This is a genomic window from Pseudomonas sp. P8_229 (assembly GCF_034008635.1).
Lineage (GTDB): Bacteria > Pseudomonadota > Gammaproteobacteria > Pseudomonadales > Pseudomonadaceae > Aquipseudomonas.
Window position 1 is genome coordinate 576221 of sequence record NZ_CP125378.1, and the last position, 23684, is coordinate 599904.

The 23684-nt window shown below is 62.2% G+C and carries 21 protein-coding genes and 1 pseudogene; 12 read left to right on the forward strand and 10 right to left on the reverse strand.

Annotation, left to right across the window (positions count from 1 at the left end; genetic code table 11):
* Positions 1-2: 2 nt before the first annotated feature.
* The gene (locus tag QMK55_RS02420; RefSeq protein WP_320328588.1) at positions 3-1082 is read right to left on the reverse strand and encodes a hypothetical protein; all 1080 of its coding nucleotides are present in this window, start codon (positions 1080-1082) and stop codon (positions 3-5) included.
* 333 nt (positions 1083-1415) lie between these two features.
* Here QMK55_RS02420 and QMK55_RS02425 point away from each other — a divergent pair, with 333 nt between their 5' ends.
* Complete coding sequence (locus QMK55_RS02425; RefSeq protein WP_320328589.1) at positions 1416-1688, forward strand: hypothetical protein; 273 nt, start codon at positions 1416-1418, stop codon at positions 1686-1688.
* A 45-nt stretch (positions 1689-1733) separates the two neighbouring features.
* Here the strand turns inward: QMK55_RS02425 and QMK55_RS02430 are convergent, their stop codons facing one another.
* Positions 1734-1940 carry a hypothetical protein gene (locus QMK55_RS02430; RefSeq protein WP_102358232.1) on the reverse strand — a complete coding sequence of 69 codons (207 nt, stop codon included), beginning with the start codon at positions 1938-1940 and terminating at the stop codon, positions 1734-1736.
* A 242-nt stretch (positions 1941-2182) separates the two neighbouring features.
* Here QMK55_RS02430 and QMK55_RS02435 point away from each other — a divergent pair, with 242 nt between their 5' ends.
* From QMK55_RS02435 to paoC, 4 genes are all read left to right on the forward strand, one after another.
* A complete protein-coding gene (locus QMK55_RS02435; RefSeq protein ID WP_320330239.1) occupies positions 2183-3937 on the forward strand; it encodes an L-lactate permease in 1755 nt (584 codons plus the stop codon).
* 332 nt (positions 3938-4269) lie between these two features.
* Complete coding sequence (paoA, locus tag QMK55_RS02440; protein WP_320404486.1) at positions 4270-4893, forward strand: aldehyde dehydrogenase iron-sulfur subunit PaoA; 624 nt, start codon at positions 4270-4272, stop codon at positions 4891-4893.
* Positions 4890-5846: a xanthine dehydrogenase family protein subunit M gene (locus QMK55_RS02445; protein WP_320328590.1), complete on the forward strand. Its 957-nt coding sequence runs from the start codon at positions 4890-4892 to the stop codon at positions 5844-5846. The genes paoA and QMK55_RS02445 overlap by 4 nt, the downstream gene beginning before the upstream one ends.
* Positions 5843-8038 carry an aldehyde oxidoreductase molybdenum-binding subunit PaoC gene (paoC, locus tag QMK55_RS02450; RefSeq protein WP_320328591.1) on the forward strand — a complete coding sequence of 732 codons (2196 nt, stop codon included), beginning with the start codon at positions 5843-5845 and terminating at the stop codon, positions 8036-8038. The genes QMK55_RS02445 and paoC overlap by 4 nt, the downstream gene beginning before the upstream one ends.
* A 94-nt stretch (positions 8039-8132) precedes the next feature.
* On the opposite strand, the gene QMK55_RS02455 is transcribed toward paoC, so the two are convergent.
* Positions 8133-8609: a cupin domain-containing protein gene (locus tag QMK55_RS02455; RefSeq protein ID WP_320328592.1), complete on the reverse strand. Its 477-nt coding sequence runs from the start codon at positions 8607-8609 to the stop codon at positions 8133-8135.
* Positions 8610-8706: 97 nt separating this feature from the next.
* Between QMK55_RS02455 and QMK55_RS02460 the strand changes: the two genes are divergently transcribed.
* On the forward strand, positions 8707-9648 hold the full coding sequence (locus QMK55_RS02460; RefSeq protein WP_320328593.1) for a LysR family transcriptional regulator: 942 nt from the start codon (positions 8707-8709) through the stop codon (positions 9646-9648).
* Here QMK55_RS02460 and QMK55_RS02465 read toward each other — a convergent pair.
* Positions 9605-10561: an aldo/keto reductase gene (locus QMK55_RS02465; RefSeq protein WP_320328594.1), complete on the reverse strand. Its 957-nt coding sequence runs from the start codon at positions 10559-10561 to the stop codon at positions 9605-9607. The two genes, QMK55_RS02460 and QMK55_RS02465, sit on opposite strands and share 44 nt — an antisense overlap.
* Positions 10562-10673: 112 nt before the next feature.
* Here QMK55_RS02465 and QMK55_RS02470 point away from each other — a divergent pair, with 112 nt between their 5' ends.
* Entirely contained in the window at positions 10674-11447 is a 774-nt protein-coding gene (locus QMK55_RS02470) for an alpha/beta hydrolase (RefSeq protein ID WP_102358243.1), read from the forward strand.
* A gap of 276 nt (positions 11448-11723) precedes the next feature.
* Positions 11724-12590: a CAP domain-containing protein gene (locus tag QMK55_RS02475; RefSeq protein ID WP_102358244.1), complete on the forward strand. Its 867-nt coding sequence runs from the start codon at positions 11724-11726 to the stop codon at positions 12588-12590.
* Positions 12591-12721: 131 nt separating this feature from the next.
* Here the strand turns inward: QMK55_RS02475 and QMK55_RS02480 are convergent, their stop codons facing one another.
* Positions 12722-13354, reverse strand: a complete 633-nt coding sequence (locus tag QMK55_RS02480) for a PQQ-binding-like beta-propeller repeat protein (RefSeq protein WP_320328595.1) — start codon at positions 13352-13354, stop codon at positions 12722-12724.
* A gap of 41 nt (positions 13355-13395) precedes the next feature.
* Positions 13396-14607, reverse strand: coding sequence for a helix-turn-helix domain-containing protein (locus QMK55_RS02485; RefSeq protein ID WP_320328596.1), 1212 nt, complete (start codon positions 14605-14607; stop codon positions 13396-13398).
* Positions 14608-14822: 215 nt separating this feature from the next.
* Here QMK55_RS02485 and QMK55_RS02490 point away from each other — a divergent pair, with 215 nt between their 5' ends.
* Together QMK55_RS02490 and QMK55_RS02495 are read left to right on the forward strand one after the other, a co-directional pair.
* On the forward strand, positions 14823-15431 hold the full coding sequence (locus QMK55_RS02490; RefSeq protein ID WP_102358248.1) for a hypothetical protein: 609 nt from the start codon (positions 14823-14825) through the stop codon (positions 15429-15431).
* 353 nt (positions 15432-15784) lie between these two features.
* A complete protein-coding gene (locus tag QMK55_RS02495; protein ID WP_320328597.1) occupies positions 15785-16216 on the forward strand; it encodes a nuclear transport factor 2 family protein in 432 nt (143 codons plus the stop codon).
* Between the two features lie 67 nt (positions 16217-16283).
* On the opposite strand, the gene mqo is transcribed toward QMK55_RS02495, so the two are convergent.
* The 3 genes and pseudogenes from mqo to QMK55_RS28540 all read right to left on the reverse strand — a co-directional run.
* A complete protein-coding gene (gene mqo, locus QMK55_RS02500; protein ID WP_102358251.1) occupies positions 16284-17930 on the reverse strand; it encodes a malate dehydrogenase (quinone) in 1647 nt (548 codons plus the stop codon).
* Between the two features lie 484 nt (positions 17931-18414).
* Complete coding sequence (locus QMK55_RS28535; RefSeq protein ID WP_371859091.1) at positions 18415-19278, reverse strand: methyl-accepting chemotaxis protein; 864 nt, start codon at positions 19276-19278, stop codon at positions 18415-18417.
* Positions 19270-19935, reverse strand: a pseudogene (locus tag QMK55_RS28540) (HAMP domain-containing protein); the annotation flags it as partial. The pseudogene QMK55_RS28540 and the gene QMK55_RS28535, both read right to left, overlap by 9 nt.
* Before the next feature lie 282 nt (positions 19936-20217).
* Here QMK55_RS28540 and QMK55_RS02510 point away from each other — a divergent pair.
* Together QMK55_RS02510 and QMK55_RS02515 are read left to right on the forward strand one after the other, a co-directional pair.
* Entirely contained in the window at positions 20218-20532 is a 315-nt protein-coding gene (locus QMK55_RS02510; protein ID WP_025111286.1) for a DUF2388 domain-containing protein, read from the forward strand.
* Positions 20533-20600: 68 nt separating this feature from the next.
* Entirely contained in the window at positions 20601-21023 is a 423-nt protein-coding gene (locus tag QMK55_RS02515) for a hypothetical protein (protein ID WP_413787265.1), read from the forward strand.
* On the opposite strand, the gene ligD is transcribed toward QMK55_RS02515, so the two are convergent.
* Positions 21024-23624: a DNA ligase D gene (gene ligD / locus QMK55_RS02520; protein ID WP_320328599.1), complete on the reverse strand. Its 2601-nt coding sequence runs from the start codon at positions 23622-23624 to the stop codon at positions 21024-21026.
* Between the last annotated feature and the right edge of the window lie 60 nt (positions 23625-23684).

The following is a 23684-nucleotide window of genomic DNA, read 5'->3' on the forward strand; positions in this document are numbered from 1 at the left end:
GATCATTCTCCTTGCACGTTGGGTTCGATCTGCTGAGTAGTCGATTGCGGCGGCCGCCATTCGACACGATTCGTACCCATCCCGACCGACGGTTGTTCGCCCCCGCCAAGACTGCCTTCGACCTGCCTGGCAATATGCAACGTACCGGCCATGACCCCGGTGGTCGGGTTCTGCAGCAGTTTCGCCCAGGCCTTGTCGAAGGTGCTGCCCAGGCTGCTGCGAATCAGCGCTTCGCTGTCGGGTCGGTCACTGGCCTGGATGATCGCGCGAATGCCCGCCACGCCGATCGAAATTACCCCGCCGACCAGCTTGCCCGCCGCAGCCGCCACGGCACTGGCCGCACCGCGCGGGGCCATTTCCGCTTCCATTCGCTGGCTGGCGCGTTTGGCCACCGGTGCCATGCCGGCGTCGGTCGAGGCGATGCCCTTGCTCCCGCCTTCGGTGTGGATCTTGTCGATCAGCGCGGCGTACGCCGGCAACGTGTTCAGCGGTTCGGTGCTGATGATCTGATACAGCGACGCATCCCGCGCCGGCGGCGGCCCCAGGGCGATGGCCGGGACTTTCTGCAAGTGCCCGTTGAGCTGAGCCACCGGCAAGCCATAGCGCTGGGCGATGAGCGGTATCTGCTGGGCCATCAGTTGCGCGTAGAACGCCGTGGCCTGGCCGAGGATCGCATCCGGATCGATCTCCACCGCGACCGGTGCCAGCACTCTTTCCTGATATTGCTCAAGCAGATAGCTCGCCAGGCGCTTGGCCGACGCATCCTGTTCACCGCCGGCATTGATCGTGTACCAACTGACCTTCATCGACAGCCATTCCTGGGTCCAGTAGCTGCTGAACCACGGAATGAAATTTTCTTCAGTTTGCTGATAGACGCGAGTGCGCCAATGTTCCATCGAGCCCCGGGCGAATAGCTTGACCTGCTCGGTGGACTGCTGCGAGGCGCTGACGATGTCCCGGTCGATCTGCTGCCAGGTCGCCGGCGACACCACCACAGCCGGTGGCGCCACCGGGGCCCGTACCGAGGAGGCGCAACCAGCCAGCAGCAACAGTGCGGCGACGCTCAGTGCACGCAGGTTCACGGTGGTGGAGTCCTTGAATGGAAGAAAACAGATTTGAGTATAGGTGCGCGGGTTGGGCCGTTTGTCGGTTGCGACCGGATTGGCCGCTTCGCGAGCAAGCTCGCTCCCACCATGAAATGCGTCCCCCTGTGGGAGCGGGCTTGCTCGCGAAAGCGGTGTGTCAGGCAACAACGATGTCGACTGAAACGACGCATTCGCGAGCAAGCCCGCTCCCACACGGGGAGGCATCAACCATCAACGCCGTCGATATACACCATCGCCACGATTGCCTTTCACACGCCAGCCGGCAGAGGCACGATTGACCTATCCGAGACGCAACGAGGAGTACACATCATGATTCACACCATCGCACTCTCCGTGAGTTTCCCGGTGTTCGGCAGCAACTATTACAAACAGCACGTGGTGTCGCGCAAGGCGCAAGCACTGGTGTTCAACGAAGATTTCGACGATCTGCTGATGCCCGCTGCGAGCAATCACTTCAGTAATGAAGTGGTTGGTATCAACGATCAGTTCCGTTTTCTGAGCGACATACTCGCCACCCATTTGCTGGATCTCGAGGCCTCTGCGCCTGCGCATTCCAGCGTCCGGGCGAGCGCTCATTTTTAATCGACGAGGGCGCTCCCGTTGCGGGAACGCCCTCTTGATACTCAATCAATCATCGTCGCGATCACGGTAGTGACGGCGTCCGTCGCGTCGACCATCATCACGGTCATCCCAGCGCCGATCATGGTCGTAATAACGCCCGTGATCGCGGTCGTAATGCCGCCCATGGCGGTAGTCATCATCAAAGTCCGCCACACAGCCAGCCAGCAAAACGGCGGCGGTCACGGTCAGCAGCATCGTTGTAGCGTGCTTCATTCAACACTTCCCTAAAACCAAGGTCTTGACGACGGAACGGCTGTCACTGCCCACGCCTTCAGGACGCAGTGCGCGCAGCCGCAGATACGACCGGGTAAACGGACTTTGATTCACTGACCGACCACGACCGTTGATCGGCCCGCCGTCCGCCCCCGGACAGCGGCGTAATGCCACCTATACTGCTGGTTACCGACTCCCACGCAATGGATCTGCGCCTCGATAACAACAAGCAGAGGTGGACCATGGTCTGGCAGCAAATCTACGACCCGTTCGGCAATCCGCTGATCTCTACGCTCATGGCCGCCACCCCGGTGGTGGTGATGCTCGTGGCGCTCGCGTTCTTTCACGTCAAGGCGCATCTGGCCGCCCTGCTCGCCCTGGCTTCGGCGTTGCTGATTTCGATCTTCGCCTTCGGCATGCCGGCCAGCATGGCCGGCTCGGCAGCGTTGTTCGGCGCGGCCAATGGCTTGCTGCCGATCGGCTGGATCGTGCTCAACATCATCTTTCTGCACCGCCTGACCACCGAGAACGGCTCGTTCAAAGTGCTGCAGGATTCCCTGGCGCGGATCACCGATGACCGCCGTTTGCAGTTGCTGCTGATCGCCTTCTGTTTCGGCGCATTTTTCGAGGGCGCGGCCGGGTTCGGTACGCCGGTGGCCGTGACCGGGGCGATTCTGATCGGCCTCGGCTTTTCGCCGTTGGCCGCGTCGGGCCTGGCGTTGATTGCCAACACCGCACCGGTGGCGTTCGGCGCGCTCGGCACGCCGATCATCACCCTGGCCAAGGTCACCGGGCTGGATGAGATGGAGTTGTCGATGATGGTTGGTCGGCAGCTGCCATTTTTCTCGGTACTGGTGCCGTTCTGGCTGATCTGGGCATTTGCCGGGTGGCGCAAGATGCTGGAGATCTGGCCGGCGATTCTGGTGGCCGGAGTCAGCTTCGCGGTGCCGCAATTCCTGGTGTCGAACTACCATGGGCCGATGCTGGTGGACGTGATCGCCGCACTGATTTCGATGGCCTGCCTGACCCTGTTTCTGCGGGTCTGGAAACCGGCGACGGTGTACACCTCGGCCGCCCTGTCAGGCCGCGTCGACAACTCCCGGGTCGAGGAAGAAAAAGTCACCGCCAGTGCCACCTTCAGCGATCAAGCACGCCCGGCGGTGATGCGCGCGTGGATGCCATGGATCATCCTCACCGTGTTCGTGTTTGCCTGGGGCACCCAGGGCTTCAAGAACATCTTCGACGTGCGCCCGGCGCTGGACCCGGTAACGCATTCCGTCAAACTTGATCCGCAAGGTAAACCGCTGAGCGAGGCCAATCCGATTTTCTCGCCGGCGCTGACCTTCACCACTCTGCATCTGCAAGTGCAGAAAGTCCCGCCGGTGGTGCCGGCACCGAAAGCCGAAGAAGCGATCTACAAGTTCACCTGGTTCACCGCCACCGGCAGCGGCATTCTGCTGGCGGCGATTGTCGGCGGGTTGCTGATGGGCTATTCGATCCCGCAGTTGATCAAGCAGTACCTGCGTACGTTGTGGGTGGTGCGGTTTTCGCTGATCACTATTGCCGCGATGCTGGCACTGGGGTTCCTCACGCGTTATTCCGGACTGGACGCCACCATGGGCCTGGCGTTCGCGGCGACCGGGGTGTTCTACCCGATGTTCGGCACCCTGCTCGGCTGGCTCGGCGTGGCATTGACCGGCTCGGACACGGCCTCGAACGTGCTGTTCGGCGGGCTGCAACGGGTGACCTCGGAACAGTTGGGCATCAGCCCTGTTTTGATGGCGGCGGCCAACAGTTCCGGCGGGGTGATGGGCAAAATGGTCGATGCGCAATCGATCGTGGTCGCCTCCACCGCGACCCGCTGGTATGGGCATGAGGGTGAGATTCTGCGCTACGTGTTCTTCCACTCGATTGTGCTGGCGGTGCTGGTGGGCGGGCTGGTGACGCTGCAGGCGTATGTGGCGCCGTTTACGCATATGGTGGTTGGCGGACATTGAGATCGGTAATGAGGGACTCTTCGCGAGCAGGCTCGCTCCCACATTTGGAATGCATGTCCCCTGTGGGAGCGAGCCTGCTCGCGAAAGCGGCATGCCATTCAACCAAAAACTGCCTGACCCTCCGACTTTGGTAGCAAGCCCTCCCCCACAATATGGCTCAGCGTCGTTTAGCAGATTAATGAACCCTGCGCATAACTCTATAGCGCAAATCCGCAAAAACCTTTTCCCCTCCGCGCAGGTCATTCCAAGAACGAGACCGGCAACCATGCCGGCGCGCCCGAGCGGGCCTTTGTACCCCTGCCGTCCTGATTCAGCCAGAGAGGGATCGAAGCATGACGATTTCCCGACGTAGATTCCTGATCCTCGGTGCCGTGACCGCCACGGCCTTCGCGATGCCGCCGTTCATCAGCCTCAAGGCCTACGCGGCCAACCTGGAGCAACCTGCCATGAGCAAAGTGACGATTCAAGTCAACGGAAAGCCGCAGGCCCTTGATGTCGACAACCGCACCACCCTGCTCGACGCCCTGCGCGAGCACCTGCACCTGACCGGCAGCAAAAAAGGCTGCGACCACGGCCAGTGCGGTGCCTGCACAGTGATCGCCGGTGGCCGGCGGATCAACGCCTGCCTGACCCTGGCGGTGATGCACGAAGGCAGCGCGATCACCACCATCGAAGGCCTAGGCATGCCCGACAATCTGCACCCGATGCAGGCCGCGTTCATCAAGCACGACGGATATCAGTGCGGCTATTGCACGCCAGGGCAGATCTGCTCGGCGGTGGCAGTGCTCAAGGAAATCCGCGAGGGCATTCCCAGCCACGTCAGCCCCAGCCTGACCGACGCGCCGCAACTGATCGCCAGCGAATTCCAGGAGCGCATGAGCGGCAATATCTGCCGCTGCGGCGCCTACTCCAACATCATCGAAGCGATCACTGAAGTCGCGGAGGTGCCGGTATGAGACCGTTCAACTACAGCCGCGCCGACTCTCCCGCCGCAGCGGCCGCACAAGCGGCGCAGGTCGAAGGCGCGAAGTTCATCGCCGGCGGCACCAACCTGCTGGACCTGATGAAACTCGACATCGAAACCCCGCTGCACCTGATCGACATCAACCACCTCGGTCTTGATCAAATCGAAGCCACACCCGAAGGCGGATTGCGCATCGGCGCGCTGGTGCGCAACACCGATCTGGCCGCCGACAGCCGCGTGCGCAAGGACTACGCCCTGCTCTCCCGCGCCTTGCTCGCCGGGGCCTCCGGCCAGTTGCGCAACATGGCGAGCACCGCCGGCAACCTGTTGCAACGCACCCGCTGCGCCTACTTTTATGACGTCAATCAGGCCTGCAACAAACGTCAGCCCGGCAGTGGTTGCGCAGCGATTGGCGGGGTCAGTCGGCAACTGGGGCTGATCGGCGTCAGCGACGCCTGCATCGCCACTCATCCCAGCGATATGGCGATTGCGATGCGCGCCCTCGATGCGCAGATAGAAACGGTCAAACCCGACGGCAGCACCCGCAGCATCGCCATCGCCGAATTCCATCGACTGCCGGGTAACACGCCGAACATCGAAACCAGCCTCACGCCCGGCGAGTTCATCACTTCGGTAACCCTGCCCGCCCCGGTCGGCGGCACGCACATTTATCACAAGGTCCGCGATCGTTCGTCCTACGCCTTCGCACTGGTATCGGTCGGCCTGATCCTGCAAAAGGACGGCAGTGGCCGCGTGGCAGTCGGCGGTATTGCACCGAAACCGTGGCGGGTCGAAGACGCCGACGCGTTGCTGCCCAAAGGCGCCAAAGCCGTGAGCGAACGCCTGCTCGATGGAGCCACGCCGACCCACGACAACCAATTCAAACTGACCCTGGTCGAGCGCACGCTCGGCTCGGTGTTGGCGCAAGCGAGGGATGAAGCATGAAGTTCGACACGCCCGCCACCACCAACCCGATCGACCAACTGAAGGTGATCGGCAAACCCACCGACCGCATCGAAGGCCCGCTGAAAACCAGCGGCCAGGCGCCGTATGCCTATGAGCAGCACGAGGCCGTGGCGAATCAGGCTTACGGTTTCATGGTCGGCTCGGCCATCGCCAAGGGCCGTATCAGCCACATCGATCTTGACGCCGCCGAAGCCGCGCCCGGCGTGCTCGTGATCGTCACCGCCGCTAATGCCGGCAAACTCGGCAAGGGCCAATACAACGCGGCGCCGCTGCTCGCCGTGCCCGAGGTGCAGCACTATCACCAGGCAGTGGCGCTGGTAGTCGCCGAGACTTTCGAACAGGCCCGCGCTGCGGCGCAATTGGTCAAGGTCGATTACGTCACGGCCAAAGGCGAGTTCGAGCTGGCCAACGTGCGCGACCAGGGTGTCGAAGACGACGAGTTGCCCGACGTCACCCACGGCGATTTCGACAAGGCCTTCGCCGCCGCGCCGGTGCAGTTCGACCAGACCTACACCACTCCCGACCAGACCCACGCGATGATGGAGCCGCACGCGACGCTGGCCGCATGGAAAGGTGATCATCTGACCTTGTGGACCTCCAATCAGATGATCGCCTGGAGCGTCGGCGACGTCGCCACTACCCTTGGCCTGCCCAAGGAAAATGTGCGCCTGATCTCGCCGTACATTGGCGGCGGCTTCGGCGGCAAACTGTTCATTCGTGCCGACGCGATCCTCGCCGCCCTCGGTGCGCGCCTGGCCAACCGCCCGGTGAAAGTCGCCCTCGCCCGCCCGCAAATGGCCAACAACACCACCCACCGCCCGGCCACGATCCAGCGCATTCGGATGGGCGCCACGGCGGACGGCAAGCTCAGCGCCATCGCTCACGAAGGCTGGTCGGGCAACCTCAAGGACGGCAAGGTTGAAGTCGCCGCGCAACCGAGCCAGCTGCTTTATGCCGGGGAAAATCGCCGGGTAACCATGCGCCGGGCGCCACTGGATCTGCCCGAGGGCAACTCCATGCGCGCGCCGGGTGAAGCGCCGGGGCTGATGGCGCTGGAAATCGCCATGGACGAAATGGCCGAGCAGCTCAAACTCGACCCGGTGCAGTTCCGCATCCTCAATGACACGCAGGTTGATCCGGTGAAAACCGAGCGCCCGTTTTCCCAGCGACGCCTGATCGAATGCTTGCAGACCGGTGCCGAGAAATTCGGCTGGAACCAGCGCAATGCTAGTCCCGGCAGCCGTCGCGAAGGTCGCTGGCTGATCGGCATGGGCGTCGCTGCGGCGTTTCGCAACAACCTGCTGCTGAAGTCCGGCGCCCGAGTGCGGCTGGAGTGCGACGGCAAGATCACGGTGGAAACCGACATGACCGACATCGGCACCGGCAGCTACACCGTCATCGCCCAGACCGCAGCCGAGATGATGGGTGTGGACCTGGCGGACGTCACCGTGCATCTGGGTGATTCGAGCTTTCCGGTATCGTCCGGCTCAGGTGGCCAGTTCGGCGGCAACTGCTCGACTGCCGGGGTGTATGCCGCGTGCATGAAACTGCGCGAAGCGGTGGCGACGAAGCTGGGCATGAGCGGTGGTGACGTCGAGTTTGCCGACGGTCAAGTCCGCGCTGGCGGCAAGGCCCTGCCGCTGCGTGATGCGGCAAAAGATGGCGTGGTCGAGGCAGAGGACAGCATCGAATTCGCCGACCTCGCCAAGCAGTACCAGCAGTCGACCTTCGGCGCGCATTTCGTTGAAGTTGCGGTGGATGCAGCGACCGGCGAAGTTCGCGTGCGGCGCATGCTCGCCGTATGCGCAGCGGGACGGATTCTCAACCCGAAAGCCGCGCGCAGCCAGGTGATCGGCGCGATGACCATGGGCGTCGGTGCGGCGTTGATGGAAGAGCTGGCGGTGGACAAACGGCTGGGCTTTTTCGTCAATCATGACCTCGCCGGATACGAGGTGCCGGTGCACGCCGACATTCCACATCAAGAGGTGATTTTCCTCGACGAAACCGATCCGATTTCATCGCCGATGAAAGCCAAGGGTGTGGGTGAACTGGGGATTTGCGGCGTGAGCGCGGCGGTGGCGAATGCGATCTACAACGCCACCGGGGCGCGGGTGCGCGAGTATCCGATCACGCTGGACAAGATTCTCTCTTCCTTGCCGGAGATGATCTAGTCATCTGCACATCCAAGCCCTCTCCCCGAGCGATATGGGGTGAGGGCTTCGGTAGCGCACCAGCATGGGGTGCTAGGGGTCGAGGATGCGAAAGTTACTCCGATCTTGGATATTGTGCCTCACTCACCTGCTCCATCCAGTCCACTACTTTGCCATCCAGCACTTCGGCAATTGCAATGTGGGTCATCGCCGTGTTCGGTGCAGCTCCGTGCCAATGCTTGGCGCCGGGAGCGATCCACACGGTATCGCCAGGACGGATCTCGCGAACCGGTTGCCCCCACTCCTGCACAAAACCGGCCCCGGCGGTGACGATCAACGTCTGCCCCAACGGATGGGTATGCCACGCGGTGCGTGCACCCGGCTCGAACGTCACCGTGGCACCGCTGACTCGCGCCGCATCACTGCCCTTGAACGGCGCGTCGACACGCACAGTGCCGGTAAACCAGTCTGCCGGGCCTTTGGCCGAGGGTTGCGAGCCGTTGGCGGTGACGGTGACGCGTGGGGGTTCGTTGGCCTGGGCCTCGCCCGCGAGTAAGGACAGGGGCAATGCGGAAGCGGCAATCGGGTTCATGGCGGTGGTCTCCGGTGAGCAATAACCGCACTTTACCGAGCTGAACTGTTCGGATAATCGACTAGAATTTGAAAAAACTTATGCGGGACACTCATCAATGCTTCGCGAAAACGCCAGTGACCTGCTCGCCTTCCTCGCCGTGGCCCGCGAGCGCAGTTTCACCAAAGCTGCGGCCAAACTCGGCGTCTCGCAATCGGCGCTCAGCCATACCATCCGTGCGCTGGAAGCGCGCCTGGGCCTGCGCCTGCTGACCCGCACCACGCGCAGCGTCTCGCCCACCGAGGCCGGCGAACATCTGTTGCAAACGATCGGCCCGCGCTTCGAAGAAATCGAACTGGAACTGGCGGCCCTGAGCAGCCTGCGCGAAACCCCGGCAGGCCGCATCCGCATCAGCGCCACCGACCACTCACTGAACTGGCTGCTGCGGCCGGTGCTCAAGGCGTTTCTGCCGAAATATCCGGACATCGCCGTGGAGGTGTCTTGCGACTACGGTTTCGTCGACATCGCCGGGCAGGGTTTCGACGCCGGCATACGCCTGGGCGAAGACGTGGCGCAAGGCATGATCGCTACCCGCATCGGCCCGGACATGCGCATGGCGGTGGTCGGCTCGCCCGCTTATTTCGCCAGCCGCTCGCGGCCGCAATCGCCGAGAGATTTGACTGACCACGCCTGCAACAATCTGCGCCTGCCGACCAACGGAGGGCTGTATTCCTGGGAGTTCGAAAAGAACGGCGAAAGCCTCAAGGTGCGCGTGTCCGGGCAAGTCACCCTGAATGGCGTGTACCCGCTGCTCGACGCCGCACTCGACGGTTTCGGCCTCAGCTACATCCCGGAAAACATCGTCGCACCGCACCTGGCCGAAGGGCGTTTGGTGCAAGTGCTGGCAGACTGGTGCCCGACGTTTGCCGGCTATCACCTGTACTACCCGAGCCGACGGCAGGCAGCGCCGGCGTTTGCGCTGTTGCTGGAGGCGTTGCGTTATCGCGCGCAAACGCTTAGCCCAGCAGCGCAATCAACTGATGCCGCTGCGCATCGGTGAGCATCGGCCCGAACCCGGCGCCGGCGTTATCGGCCATGTAGCGCGGATTGCCGGTGCCGGGAATCACGCAGGTCACCGCCGGGTGCGACAGCAGGAATTTCAGCGCCAGTTGCGGCCAGCTGCTGACCTGCACATCCGAGACCCAGGCTGGCAATGGCTTGCCCTTGAGTCGAGTCAGCAACCCACCGCCGCCGAACGGTCGATTGCAGATCACCGCGACCCCGCGTTCGCGGCACAGCGGCAGGATGCGTTTTTCCACGCCACGGTCATCGAGAGCGTAGTTGATTTGCAGGAAGTCGAGCTGTTCGGCCTTCAGTACCGCCTCGACTTCGTCGTAGGCCGAAGGCGTGTAATGGGTGATGCCGATGTAGCGGATGCGGCCCTGTTCTTTCCATTCGCGCAGGGTCGGCAGATGAGTCTGCCAGTCCAGCAGATTATGGATCTGCATCAGGTCGATGCGTTCAGTACGCAGCAGACGGAAGGATTGTTCCATCTGCGCGATGCCCTCCTTGCGTCCGCGTGTCCATACCTTGGTCGCCAGAAACGCGGGTGAACGCGGTTCGTGGATCGACAGCAACTCGCCGGTGGTTTGCTCGGCGCGGCCGTACATCGGTGAGTTGTCGATCAGCGTTCCGCCCTTTCTGAACAACTCGTCGAGCACCGCTGGCAGTTGTTTATAGGCGGTTTCGCCGGGCGCTACGTCAAAGCCGCGATAAGTGCCCAGGCCCACCATGGGCAGCAACTCGACGCTTGAGGGGATGGCGCGGGTCTGCATGGTCTGGTCTCCTGCCTGGCTCGGCGAAGTGGCAGTCGGCGCGGCACTGGCCAACGCTCGGTCAAAGGTCAGGACCGCCGAAACCCCGGCAGCCAGCGTAAGCAATCGGCGACGGGAGCAACCCTCAGTGTGGCTCATGCTGGTTCCCCTGCTGCGTGAATCTGTTGCACGTTGTGTTCAACAGCGGCCACCGTGTACCGCTCGGCTACACTGCGACTGCGAACACCCGCGCCCCGCTAAAGTTAGCCGAATGTCCAGAATCCTGATGTCACTCGTCGCCTTGATCATCGCCCTGTATCTGGTGTTGTGCGGTGCACTGTTCGTGTTTCAGCGCTCCCTGATCTATTTCCCCCGGCCCGACAACGCCGTTGCCACGCCCGATTCGCGAATGAAGCTGTCGATGCCGGATGCCGATGTCTGGGTGACCATTCGCGCGCACGCCGGGCCAAAGGCGCTGATCTACTTTGGTGGCAATGCCGAGGATGTGTCGCGCAACCTGCCTGCGTTCAGCCAGGCCTTCCCCGACTACGCGCTGTATCTGCTGAATTACCGGGGCTTTGGCGGCAGCGGCGGCGCGCCATCGGAGGAGGCGATTGCCGAAGATGCATTGGCGCTGTTCGATCAGGTGTACGCCAGCCATCCACAGATTGCCGTTGTAGGGCGCAGCCTGGGTTCGGGAGTGGCGGTGCGGCTGGCAAGTCAGCGCCCGGCGACAAAACTGATTCTGGTGACGCCGTACAACAGCCTCGAAGAAGTCGCCGTCCGCCAATACCCGTGGCTACCGGTGCAGTGGTTGCTCAAGGATCGTTTCGAGTCGGGCCGCTATGCCGCGCACATTCAGGTGCCGACCTTGCTGCTGGCGGCCAGCGATGACGAGGTTATTCCACGGGACAGCACGCAACGGCTGTTGGCGCATTTCCCCAAAGGCGTGGCGACGCTGCGGGTGGTGCCGGACGCGGGGCACAACTCGATTTCCGAGCGGGTGCAGTATCTGCAGTGGATGGGGGATGTGCTTAATCGCTGATCGGGTTTGATCAACAAATCTGGTGGTGTTGCGACTGGCCTCTTCGCGAGCAAGCCGCTCCCACCTTTGGCAATGCGTTCCCCCTGTGGGAGCGAGCTTGCTCGCGAAGGCGCCAGTCCGGGCAACACAAAATCCAGGCTTGCCCCACCCTCCATCACCCACCAAAAAAAAGCCATGTGGCCAGCATGAACCAAGTCCCAAAAGCCCAGTCCTAGAGGCGCCGCATTTCGCGGATCCGCACTTCAGCACTGTCCTTTTCCCAGAGCCTGCCGTCCCATGCGCCATGTCGTTCGCTCATCACGCTTCGTTTCGCTGTGCCTGCTGATCCTTGCCCCACTGTTCACCGAGACCACCCACGCCAGCGAAGAGCGGCAACTGGTGGCGGCCATCAATGACTACCGCGCTCATCCGCAACGCTGCGACCGCCGGCCGGCCCAACGTCTGGCGCCGTTGGCGATGAAATCCAATCTCGCATTGCCGATCGGCTATGGCTACGGCGGTGGTTTGCGCGAGACGTTGAAGTCTTCGGGTTATTCGGCGGTGGCCGTGCGCAGCATCCGCATTGTCGGTGCCGGGGATGCCGAGCAAGCCTTTGAACAGCTGCAAGACAGCCACTGCACCGCCCTGCTCGACGCTCAGTACGCCGACATCGGCGTCAGTCGTTCCCGTGGTGAGTGGCAAGTAGTGCTGGCGCAACCGGTGCTCGACAGCCGGGTCGGCGACAACCGCAGCGTCGGTAAAGCCTTGCTCGCCGAGGTCAACGCCGCCCGGGCGCGCCCACGGATGTGCGGACGCCAGCGCTTCGCCGCCGCCCGGCCCCTGAGCTGGAACCCGGCGCTGGGAGCCGCTGCTCAAGGGCACAGCAAGGCCATGGCCTACGGCAACTACTTCGCCCACCGTGATCCGGACGGCGATATGCCGGCGGATCGCGCCCGGGCAGCGGGGTATCGCGGGCGGCAGATTGGCGAAAACATCGCCGCCGGCCAGAGTTCGCCGGGCAAGGCGATGACCGGGTGGTTGGCCAGCCCCGGGCATTGCGCCAACCTGATGAACCCGATGTTCACCCAGGTCGGCGCCGGGTTTGCCAGTGAGGCGCGCAGTGATGAGGGGGTTTACTGGACGATGGTGTTTGGTGCGCCTTGATTCGCTTGGGAGATTTTCAGTGAAGCTACTGGCCCCTTCGCGAACAGGCTCGCTACCACATTTGTCCGGTTAACGCTGAACCACTGTGGGAGCGAGCCTGCTCGCGAAGAGGCCGGTCAAGACACCATCAATCACTTGGGCCGACGCACCGCCCGCAACTGCCCACTGCCTCCGCCGCCGCAATAAAACCGCTCGCCGCCATCCGCCTCCAGCCCGGAAACGCCAGTTCCTGCGGGCATCTTCAGACTTTCCAGGACCTCGCCATCCTCCGGATCGACCCGGCGCAGTTCACTTTCATCGCCCTCCCAGGTGCCATGCCACAAGGCGCCGTCAACCCAGGTCACCCCGGTGACAAACCGGTCTGACGCCAGCGTGCGCAGAACCTCGCCGGTCTGCGGATCAACCTGATAGATCTTGCGCTCGCGATACTGACCGATCCACAAAGAACCTTCGGCCCATGCCATCCCCGAGTCGTTACCGCCGCCCGGTGCCGGGATGGTGTTGAGCACGCGGCCGGTGGCCGGGTCGATTTTCTGGATGCGGCTGTCGGCGATCTGGAACAGATGCTTGCCGTCGAATGCGGTGCCGGCATCGGCGCCGATCTTGATCGTGCGCACGGTTTCACCGCTGGCCGGGTCCAGCGCATTGAGCTGGCCGTCGCTGGCGAACCACACGTGCTGGCCGTCGAAGGTTACGCCGTGGACACGTTCGACGCCTTCGAACGGGCCATACTCACGAAGTATTTCTGCGTTTGCCTGTTTCATGATGCCTTCCTCGCTGGTGGATGAGTCTGGGTGAGTCCAGCCTAGCCATTGCCCAGCGACACCGGGAGTAACAAGATCGTCGCGAAACCCGGCACCGGCGGCGTGGTCCAGCGCCGCGCACGGCCAACGCCGAAAGATTGCACCCGCTCCGTCGTTGCCAGGCTTTCCAACGCCCGTTGTACCTGGCGCTGGCTACTGCCCAACGCCAGGGCCAGCGCCGAACTCGACCAGGCTTCGCCATCGGCGAGCAAGGCCAGCAACGCGGCGTGTTTGTCCTCGACCGGCAAGGTGAGCAGCGCCACGTCGGCAGCCACCAACGCAAAACCACGCGCGGTCGCGACGATCCGCGCCAACGGTTGCAACGCCGAACGCAAGCGGCCGATCTCCACCCGCAGGCGTGCGCGGTGGGATTCGTCGCTCAGCTTCAAGCGAAACGCCCCGCCGATCAACGCCTCTCTCGATACGTCTTCGGGCCACGCCTGGGCCAGCATCCGCGCCAGACTGAACAGCACCGGCCGCGTCGCCAACGCCAGCGTCATCCCGGCGCCGCGCACGCTGTAGCGACAGGCATCGACCACCAGGGTGCTGGAAGCGAACAATGCTTGTACCTGCTCCAGCTTCACCGGTTGCGATTGGCCGCCCCTGCTCAGTCGCGCGGCCGGTGCCTCAAGGACCTGCCCGGCGTGTTCAACTTCGGCAGTCAGCGCCGGTATCCCGGCCTGCTGCGCCGCCAGTGCGGCCCGAACCAGCGCCGCCCGCGCCGTGTGCGCCTGCACCTGCCGCAAGGCGACCCCCGCCGTCAGCAATTCGTGGACAGCCCGCAGCGCCGGGGCCAACGGAGCGGGGTCCAGCTCTACGAGCAATGCCTGCACCTCATCGAGCCGGCCGATCAACAGCAAACGGCGGATCTGCAAGTACCGGGCGTGCGATGCATTCAGGTGATCGGCGTGATCGAGCAGCACCCGCCGCGCCGCTTCCAGTGCCTTCACCGGCCAGCCCAGGTCCCGTGTCGCCAGCGCCACCTCTGCCTCGGCAACCACACAGCGCGCCCGGGACAACGGCTCATTGGCGCCAAACGCCTTGACCGCCCGCTGCAGCAACGCCTTGGCCCGGGTCAAATCACCGAGCTGGGCCATGGCAATGCCACGCAGCGCCAACGCGGGTGGGTCTTCGCGCAGGGCGACAAGCTTTAATGCCGCCAACGGATCACCCGCCGCAAGCGCGCGGCCGGCGGCGTTGATCAACGAGTCCATGGTGAGTTCGACATGGCAGCGCTTTCCGGTATCAGATCCTGCGGGGAGTCTAATACCGAATGCGCTTTTAATTAGATAGCGGTGTTCTTTCGGGCCCCTGATCGAGGATTGCACCGCATTTGAGACCCCCGTGGTGGCTGAGCGGTACACCGTTGGCAATTCAGGTAATCTGCGGCAGCTGGAAAAGGAAAACAGTCAATCACGGAGTCGATTAATTGAAACGCCTTGCCTTCTATCTGCTGGTTCCTCTGTTCGCAGCCTGTAGCACGGGTCCTTACCTGAATCCGCAATCGGCTGTCGGTCAGAACGCATTGCTGATCAGAACATGCCCCGGCCCACACCAGGCCATAAGCTACAAGACCACGTCCGAGGAACTCGATTGGGTGCACCTGCTGGTTTACGCAGCGCTGCCGGGGACCCCGACCAGGCCGGACTTCCATCACAACACTGATACCGAATTACGGATGTACGCGTCCCTGTATACGCCACCCTATATGCGTAACCTGGACACCAAGGAAAAATGGGATGCCGCCTACAGCACTCCCCCACCGGCACTCTGGATCAGCGCGGCCTCGCCCATGGCCACCGTGCAACTGGCCAATGGCAAATCCTATCAGGTCAGCATCGAACGCTTGAAAACCGGCTTCGACCCGCGGGAGCAATGGCTGGACCTGTATTCGCCCGGGACATCCTTGGGCAGCGGCGAGATGGACGATTTCATCCTGACGCTGCCGGAGCTCTTTCTGAACGGTGAGAAAATCCCGACAGCACCGATCCATTTCAAAAAACGTGAGGATCGTTACATGCCGGTACTCAACTGCTGATCATCAGACCGGAGAAATCGTCGCGAGCATTCCGATCAGAATGGTCAACGCCAGAAACCCACCCAGGAAAATCGCCATCTTGTTCATGCTGCTCTCCTTAATGCTGAGCTTGCGGTGCACCGGGCGCTTCAGGATGAAGGACTGCCGCGAGTGACCGAACTGCCGGGGTATTTTGAGCGCCTGACTGAACCGGTAACAGAGGCAGATCCAACAGAAAAATACGGATCAGATGCGCATCTGATCCGCTCCGGCCATAGCCCGCTATTCAGAGCACCACACAAAGATTCATCCCCGGCCGCTTTGATCTAGAGTCATTGGCGTCGCGCAAACAACAACAAAAAAGGAGTGAAACCATGTCCGACCTGAACCTGCACCCCAACGCCGCCGAGTCACTGAAGCGCTGGCACGAGATGATCCGCACCGGCAACCTCAAGGCCCTGCCCGAGCTGCTCGACCCGAACGCGGTGTTCCGCTCGCCCATGGCCCACACGCCGTACCCCGGCGCCCAAGTGGTGACGATGATTCTCAACACCGTGTTCGACGTATTCGAAGACTTCACATACCACCGCGAACTGGCGACTGCCGATGGCTTGAATGTGGTGCTGGAGTTCAGTGCCAAGGTCGGGGCGAAAGAGTTGAAGGGCATCGACATGATTCGATTTGATGAGCGCGGGAAGATTGTCGAGTTTGAAGTGATGGTAAGACCATTGAGCGGGTTGCAGGCGTTGGGGGAAGAGATGGGGCGCAAGCTTGGGGCGTATCTGGCGAGCGCAAAACCCAGGTAGACGCAGGCACAAAAAAAGCCCACTGACCGTTACCGGTTCAGTGGGCTTTTGTGTGTCTGGCGTCTAGTTACAGGGCCATGTCACGTGCAGCATTTTCCTTCGGCGCTGTAGCTTTTTCAGCTGCAGGTGCTGCCGGAGCAGCCGCCTGACCAATCACCGGAGGCGTTGGCAGTTCGAGGATCTTGGCGGTGTACGCCCACTCTTGTGCGACTTTGGCCGGATCGTTGTTCAGCTGGGTGCCGTAGCTTGGAACGATCTGATGCAGCTTGGCTTGCCACTCAGGGGTTGCGACTTTGTCTTTGAAGACTTTCTGCAGCACGCTCAGCATGATCGGTGCAGCGGTCGACGCGCCTGGCGATGCGCCCAGCAGACCGGCGATGGAGCCGTCTTGTGCTGCAACGATTTCGGTGCCCAGTTTCAGCACGCCGCCAGCGGCTTCATCACGCTTGATGATTTGCACGCGTTGGCCGGCTTGCCACAGGCGCCAGTCTTCGGCTTTGGCGTTCGGGAAGTATTCCTTCAGCGCGTTCAGACGGTCTTCATCCGACAGCATCAGTTGACCGGCCAGGTACTCGACCAGCGGGTATTCCTTGATGCCGACCTTGGTCATAGGCCAGATGTTGTGGGTGGTGGTGCTGGTCAGCAGGTCCAGGTACGAGCCTTCTTTGAGGAACTTGGTGCTGAAGGTCGCGAATGGGCCAAACAGAATGACGCGCTTGCCGTCCAGAACACGGGTGTCCAGGTGCGGAACCGACATCGGCGGTGCGCCAACCGAAGCTTTACCGTAGGCCTTGGCCAGGTGCTGCTCGGCGATGGCCGGGTTATCGGTCACCAGGAACGAGCCGCCGACCGGGAAGCCAGCGTATTCCTTGGCTTCAGGAATGCCGGACTTCTGCAGCAGGTGCAGAGCGCCGCCGCCCGCGCCGATGAACACGAACTTGGCGTCGGTTTCGGTCTTGGTGCCGTCTTTCAGGTTTTTGTAGCTGACGCGCCAGGTGCCGTCGGCGTTCTTGGTGATGTCTTCGACTTCGCTCGACAGTTTCAGGTCGAAGTTAGGCTTGGTCTGCAGGTAACCGGCGAACTGGCGGGTGATCTCGCCGAAGTTCATGTCGGTACCCAGCGGGCTCCAGGTGGCCGCGATTTTCTGGTTCGGGTCACGCCCTTCCATCATCAGCGGAACCCACTTCTTGATCACAGCCGGGTCTTCGGAGTACTGCATGCCGGCGAACAGCGGGCTCGCTTGCAGGGCTTCGTAGCGCTTTTTCAGGAACTTGATGTTGTCATCACCCCACACGAAGCTCATGTGCGGCGTGGTGTTGATGAACGAGCGAGGGTTCTTCAGAACGCCTTGCTGAACCTGCCACGCCCAGAACTGACGGGACACCTGGAACGCTTCGTTGATCTCGACGGCTTTCGGGATCGTCACGTTGCCTTTGTCGTCTTCCGGGGTGTAGTTCAGTTCGGCCAGCGCCGAGTGACCGGTACCGGCGTTGTTCCAGCCGTTGGAGCTTTCCAGGGCGACGCCATCGAGGCGCTCGACCATTTCCATCGACCAGCTCGGCTCCAGCTCATTGATCCACACACCCAGGGTGGTGCTCATGATGCCGCCGCCGATCAGCAGAACGTCGACTTTCTTCGCTTCTTCAGCATTGGCAGACGACATCCCCATCGCCAAAGCCAGCCCTAGCAAGGCTGTATTCACTTTCTTAAACATCCGTTGCACCTATGATAAAACGCCTTCCGCCCGCCGCTGTTGTGGCCATGAGGGCCTTTTGTCGCGACACTCAGGCCAGGGTCGCGGGCACCTTCACACTGCAATTTTGACGGGTGGGCACACAAGGCCGACGTACCGCATCGACCTCAGTTAATGTCCCTTCTGAACTGACTTTTTATCATTATTGGCTTCAGCTACTTGAGCGACAGGGATTCCGTCAGCCCGCCCAAAAGGCAGGCAAACTGAATAAGGTCAAACCAAGTTGAGGCGAAGAATATCACGTCAGGGCAAACCAGCGCGTCTGTTCCCGACTTGAGAGTCTTTTTCCGCTCTGGGCGTTATCGGCCAATCCGGGCTGAACATGATCCCGAAAGCTTTGGCGCCTGGGCTGGCCCCATCGCGAGCAGGCTCACTCCTACACAACACTGCCAACCCCTGCAGGCCTTCGCCTGCTCGCGATGGCGATAGTTCAAACACCACCCCACTACAACCGAAACCGATCCACCGACAACGCCAACGCCCCCGCCAGACTCGACAATTCATCCGTGGTATTGGCCGTCTGCCCGATCACCTTGCTGTTGCCCTCGGACATCCCGGCGATCATTTCCACCTGATGGGCGATTTCGTTGCTGGCCTGGCTTTGCTCGCCGATGGTGCGGGTGATGTCGTTGACCAGTTGCGTGGTGCTCAGAGTCGCGTCGAGGATTTCGCGAATCGCCCGCTCGACTTCGGCCGTGACCGCCATGCCCTTGTCGACTTGGGCCACGCCGGCCTCCATGCTGCTGACCGCCTCGCGAGTGCTGTGCTGGATGCGCGCGACCATGGCAGCGATTTCCTGGGTTGAGGCACTGGTGCGGGCGGCCAGGCTGCGCACTTCGTCGGCAACCACCGCAAAGCCCCGGCCCTGTTCGCCGGCCCGCGCCGCCTCGATGGCCGCGTTGAGCGCCAGCAGATTGGTCTGGTCGGCAATGCCCTTGATCACCTGAATGATGTTGAAGATGCCTTCGGACTCCTGATCCAGCGTGCGGATCACCTGCGCCGACTGCTGCGCCGAGCGGGCGATGTCGTCCATGTCGCTGACCACCTGATGGATCACCTGTCCGCCACTCTTGGCCAGCGACTCGGCCTGATTGGCCATGCCCAGCGCGCGTTCGGCGTGGCGGGTGATGTCCTCGATGCTGGCAGTCATCTGGCTGGCGGCAGCGGCCATGGTGCCGGCGGCGGCGCTTTGCTGCTGACTGCTGTCGGCCACCTGATGGCAGCCGTGGCTCAACTGCTCGCTCATGCCGCTGACGCCATGGGCGTTGCGCCGCACCACGTCGATCATGTCGCGCAGATCGCGCTGCATGGTCGCCAGGCTGCGGATCAGCGTGCTGGCCTCGTCCTTGCCGGCGGGTTCGCTGATCGGCTCACTGAGGTTGCCGTGGGCAATGCTTTGGGCGATGTGATTGGCGGACTTCAGCGGCCCCATGATGCTGCGGGTTACCCAGCGCCCTTGCGCCAACAACAGCAACAGGCTGGCGAGCAACACCACGGCGAGGGCGATGTTGGCGTTGCGGATCGCGCTTTCGGTGGCCTGACGGGTGTCGCGGGTATTGCTTTCGATCAGTTCGCTGAGCGCGGCCATCTGCTCTTCGAGCTGGCTGAACGCGGCATTGAACGTGCCGAGTTCCCGCTGGGCGCTGTCCGGGTTGTCCAGTGCCAGGCCGACGATGCGCTCGGCCGCCTCGATGTAGGTGTCCAGGCTGGGCTTGATGTGTTCCTGCGCAGCCTTGATCGTCGGGTTGACCGGCAGCTTGAGGTTTTCATCCAGCACTTCGCGAAAGTGCGTCGCGTGCTCGTTGATCGAGTCACGCACCTCGGCGGCCGTGCCGGTGCTTTTGCCCAGGCCCACCAGCAGCGCTGAGTACACATCGGCGCGAAGTGCGTCGTGCATCATGTCGGCTTCCATGTGATTGCGCAGTGCGGTCATGCTCACCGCGTTGTCGTTCACCGCACCGGACATGCGCGTGTTGCCCACATAACTGACCAGACTCACGATCAGCGCCGTCAGCAGACTGGTTGCAATCAGCAACCGCAAACGCAATTTGATCGACACCGGGGGATCCTCCCTGAGGCTCGCTGGAATGCGCCTGTCAGGGTTTCAGTTAAGCCTATTTGCGCGAATGTGCCGCATCAGAGCGTTTCAGCAAGTATCCATGCGTTCGAATGGAACTCCGGCAAGCGGCGCACCTCTGAGATTATGTAGTCCTTCCTTTTTGCTTCGCGCTTGTGGAGGAACACCGTCATGCGCAAGTTAGTGCTCGTTTCTTCTCTCCTGCTGTGCCTCCCTGTCGGCTCGGCTCTGGCTCGTGTCGATGCCGGAGACGTCGCTACCTCGGCGGGTGTGTCCGCATCGCTGTACTCGACCTTCAAGGATCACAAAATGGTGATTCCGGCACGCGACGACCTGTCAGCGTTTGTCGCCAGCGGCGGGGCCATCCGTGGGGTTTATCTTGAGTCGGTGCTGCAACAGGTACGCCACGACAACCCAGGTTTGAACGCCAGCGATGAAGACCTCGCCAATGCGATTCTGGTGCATTACGAAGGTCTGAATCAGTAGCTGCCAGGGATGAAGCGGCCGATGGATGGCAGCTGAAGGCACATAGGCAAAACGGTCCCACGGCCTCTATGATGGAGGCCATGACGACTCTTGTGCCCGTCGCGCCTTTGCGCTCACCCTGCCCGCCCGGCGCCTGCGATTGCGGGCGCGACTCGTTGCTGGAGACGCCCGGCACAGATCTGCGCATCCTGCGCCTGACCCGTGAACAGGAAAAAATCCTCCTCGCCCGCCTGGAACAACTCAAAGACCTCGCCGACCTGCGGCACCTGCAAAACCGCATGTACGAGCAGTTGGGCGTGCGCGTGGCGATCTCCCCGGGGTTTCATGAAGTGCGCACCATGCTCGGCATCGAGATTCAGATCGAGGACTTGCCGGGACTGTGCCGCAAGACGCGCAAAGCAATCCCGGCAGCCATCCGCCGGGGCCTGAACAACCACCCCGCAATCGCCTTCGAACTGCTCAACGCCCACGACTTGCTGCGCGACACATAATCACTTTTTCATACCGACCCGCTTGCGCATCTCGGCGGTGATGCTCTGGCGGGTTTTCTTCAGGTCAGCCCACGGCGCATCGCCGACTTCGCTCAAGCGCTCATTGACGTTGCTGATGTTCCACTGATTGCCGCCCTTGATTTCGGCCACCTCTTCGCGAAACAACGGCACCGACACCGGCAACCCCTCGCGAGTACGCGCCGCGTAAGCACAAATGGTGGTGGCGCCCAGGCCGTTGCGCAGGTAATCGATGAAGATCCGCCCAACACGGTTTTTCGGCCCGGACACCGAGGAAAATCGCTCCGGCAAGAGTTTCGCCATATGACTGACGATCGCATGGCTGAAATCCTTGACCTCATCCCAGCCATGCTTGCGCGTCAACGGCACCACCAAGTGAATGCCCTTGCCGCCGCTGGTCTTGAGAAACACCTTGAGCCCCAGTTCATCGAGCACGGTCAGGGTCAGTGCGGTGGCTTCGACCATGCTTTTCCACGGCAGCGCTGGGTCCGGGTCAAGATCAAGGACGAAGCGGTCAGGTTTGTCGAGATCGACGGTTGTGGCATTCCAGGTGTGCAGCTCGACCGTGCTCATCTGCACCGCGCCAATCAGCGCTTCGGCGTTGTTGATCAGCATCATCGGTTGGCCGGTGACGTCCTTGTCCAGCGTGGTGATCCCGGGGATCGCCAGGCGCTCGGCGTTTTTCTGGAAAAACAGTTCGCCAGCGATGCCATCCGGCGCCCGCACCAGGGCCACCGGGCGATCCTTGAGTTGCGGCAGGATCCACTCCGCGACGCTGGCGTAATACTCGGCCAGTTGCATCTTTGTGGTCCCGCTGACAGCATCGATCACCCGGTCGGGATGGGTGATGCGCACCTTGCCGCTGGCGAGACCAGGCTGCGACGGCGGCGCTTCGGCTTTCTTCGACGCTGGGGCTTTCGTTGATGAAGCGGCTTTCTTTGATGAGCTGGCTTTGGCTGGCGTCTTCACGGTTTTCGCGCGCTCCTCGGTAATCGCTTTGGCCGGTTTGTCATTGCGCAGACCATGGAACACGGCGTGGCGCACCGAACCGTCCTTGGTCATTTCGGCGAACGCCACTTCCGCCAGCAGGTTCGGCTTGAGCCAGTGCACGCCTTTGGCCTCGAAGCCACTTGGCGGATTGACCACCGCCGCCTTCTTCACCTGCAGCGGCTTGAGTTGGGCGAGGATGCTTTTCAGCGTCGCCTCGTTGAACCCAGTGCCGACCTTGCCGGCGTAGCGCAACTCACCACTGTCGCGATCATGCAGGCCCAACAGCAAGGCACCGAAGGCACTGCGCGCGCCTTTCGGATCGGTGTAGCCAACGATCACGAATTCCTGCCGATGCTTGCACTTGAGCTTGATCCAGTCGCTGCTGCGCCGCGACACATAAGGCGAGCCGAGGCGTTTGCCGATCAAACCTTCCATCTGCATCTGGCAGGCGCTGTTGAGCAACGCGTCCGGGGTTTCGTCGAAGGCTTCGGAAAAGCGCAGCAAGGGCTGCTCGTGCCCACCAAGCACCGTGGACAGCGCCGCGCGACGCTCCTCGACCGGCACTTCGCGCAGGTCAACGCCGTTGAGATACGGCAAGTCGAACAGGTAGTAGACGATGTTGCCGCTACGCCCCGCCTCGAAGGCGTTTTGCAGCGCCTGAAAGTCCGGCACGCCTTGCTCGTTGGCCACCACCATTTCGCCGTCCAGCCACGCCGATTCCAGCCCCAGCGCGGCCAGCGCTTGCGCCTGTTGCGGCAGTTTGTGCGTCCAGTCGTGACCGTTGCGGGTGAACAGCTGCACCTGATCGTGATCAATGCGCGCCATGATCCGGTAACCATCGAACTTGATCTCGTAACTCCACTGCCCTTCGGGTGCGCTGTCGACCAGGGTCGCCAGTTCTGGCTTGAGTTGCGCCGGGAGTTTGGCCTTGCGCGCGCCGGTAAGGGTCCCGGACGCCGCCTTGCGCGGTTTGGCCGGGGCTTTTTTCAACGGTTTTGCTTGCTCGGCGGCGAGCCTCGGTTTGCTGATCAGGGTCCGCTCGCTGAGCACGCTGTTCGGCTCCGCGCTAAGCACGTCGTAGTCGTCTTGCGGGCGGGCGGCGCTGTCCTGATGCTTGATCAGGAACCAGTTTTCCTTCTTGCCCGGCATGTGCGTGCGCACCAGATTCCAGAGGCCGGACAGCTTCTCGCCCTGCAACTCGAACTTGAGCTTGCCCTTGGCGTAGGCCTTGGCCGGATCATCCAGTGGAATCCACACGCCGCGATCCCAGACGATCACATCACCGGCGCCGTAATGTCCCTCGGGAATGCTGCCTTCAAACGTGGCGTAATCCAGTGGATGGTCCTCGACATGCACCGCCAGGCGCTTGACCTTGGGATCGAGCGACGGCCCCTTGGGCACCGCCCAACTCTTAAGTGCGCCATCGAGTTCCAGGCGAAAGTCGTAATGCAGGTGCGAAGCGTCGTGCTTCTGGATGCAGAACTGCAGCGCATGCTCAGTGGCCTTGCTGCGGCCACGGCGCTTGACGGCGGCGGGCTCTGAGGTCGCCGAGAAATCGCGCATGCGGTTGTAGTCGTCGAGGTTCCTGTTCATGGCGCACCGGTCGCAGTGTGGCTCTGTTATGCAGAAGAGCGACGCGCCGCTGGAAAATTC

Excerpts from the sequence above, each read along its gene's own strand:
- QMK55_RS02470 (WP_102358243.1), top strand. The coding sequence starts at position 10,674 with ATGTCCAGAATCCTGATGTCACTCGTCGCCTTGATCATCGCCCTGTAT.
- QMK55_RS02485 (WP_320328596.1), bottom strand. The coding sequence starts at position 14,607 with ATGGACTCGTTGATCAACGCCGCCGGCCGCGCGCTTGCGGCGGGTGAT.
- QMK55_RS02515 (WP_413787265.1), top strand. The coding sequence starts at position 20,601 with ATGATGGAGGCCATGACGACTCTTGTGCCCGTCGCGCCTTTGCGCTCA.
- QMK55_RS02435 (WP_320330239.1), top strand. The coding sequence starts at position 2,183 with ATGGTCTGGCAGCAAATCTACGACCCGTTCGGCAATCCGCTGATCTCT.
- QMK55_RS02430 (WP_102358232.1), bottom strand. The coding sequence starts at position 1,940 with ATGAAGCACGCTACAACGATGCTGCTGACCGTGACCGCCGCCGTTTTG.
- QMK55_RS02510 (WP_025111286.1), top strand. The coding sequence starts at position 20,218 with ATGCGCAAGTTAGTGCTCGTTTCTTCTCTCCTGCTGTGCCTCCCTGTC.
- QMK55_RS02455 (WP_320328592.1), bottom strand. The coding sequence starts at position 8,609 with ATGAACCCGATTGCCGCTTCCGCATTGCCCCTGTCCTTACTCGCGGGC.
- QMK55_RS02465 (WP_320328594.1), bottom strand. The coding sequence starts at position 10,561 with ATGAGCCACACTGAGGGTTGCTCCCGTCGCCGATTGCTTACGCTGGCT.
- QMK55_RS02475 (WP_102358244.1), top strand. The coding sequence starts at position 11,724 with ATGCGCCATGTCGTTCGCTCATCACGCTTCGTTTCGCTGTGCCTGCTG.
- QMK55_RS02425 (WP_320328589.1), top strand. The coding sequence starts at position 1,416 with ATGATTCACACCATCGCACTCTCCGTGAGTTTCCCGGTGTTCGGCAGC.
- paoA (WP_320404486.1), top strand. The coding sequence starts at position 4,270 with ATGACGATTTCCCGACGTAGATTCCTGATCCTCGGTGCCGTGACCGCC.
- mqo (WP_102358251.1), bottom strand. The coding sequence starts at position 17,930 with ATGTTTAAGAAAGTGAATACAGCCTTGCTAGGGCTGGCTTTGGCGATG.
- QMK55_RS02460 (WP_320328593.1), top strand. The coding sequence starts at position 8,707 with ATGCTTCGCGAAAACGCCAGTGACCTGCTCGCCTTCCTCGCCGTGGCC.
- QMK55_RS02495 (WP_320328597.1), top strand. The coding sequence starts at position 15,785 with ATGTCCGACCTGAACCTGCACCCCAACGCCGCCGAGTCACTGAAGCGC.
- QMK55_RS02480 (WP_320328595.1), bottom strand. The coding sequence starts at position 13,354 with ATGAAACAGGCAAACGCAGAAATACTTCGTGAGTATGGCCCGTTCGAA.
- QMK55_RS28535 (WP_371859091.1), bottom strand. The coding sequence starts at position 19,278 with ATGCAGCGCGATCTGCGCGACATGATCGACGTGGTGCGGCGCAACGCC.
- paoC (WP_320328591.1), top strand. The coding sequence starts at position 5,843 with ATGAAGTTCGACACGCCCGCCACCACCAACCCGATCGACCAACTGAAG.
- QMK55_RS02445 (WP_320328590.1), top strand. The coding sequence starts at position 4,890 with ATGAGACCGTTCAACTACAGCCGCGCCGACTCTCCCGCCGCAGCGGCC.
- ligD (WP_320328599.1), bottom strand. The coding sequence starts at position 23,624 with ATGAACAGGAACCTCGACGACTACAACCGCATGCGCGATTTCTCGGCG.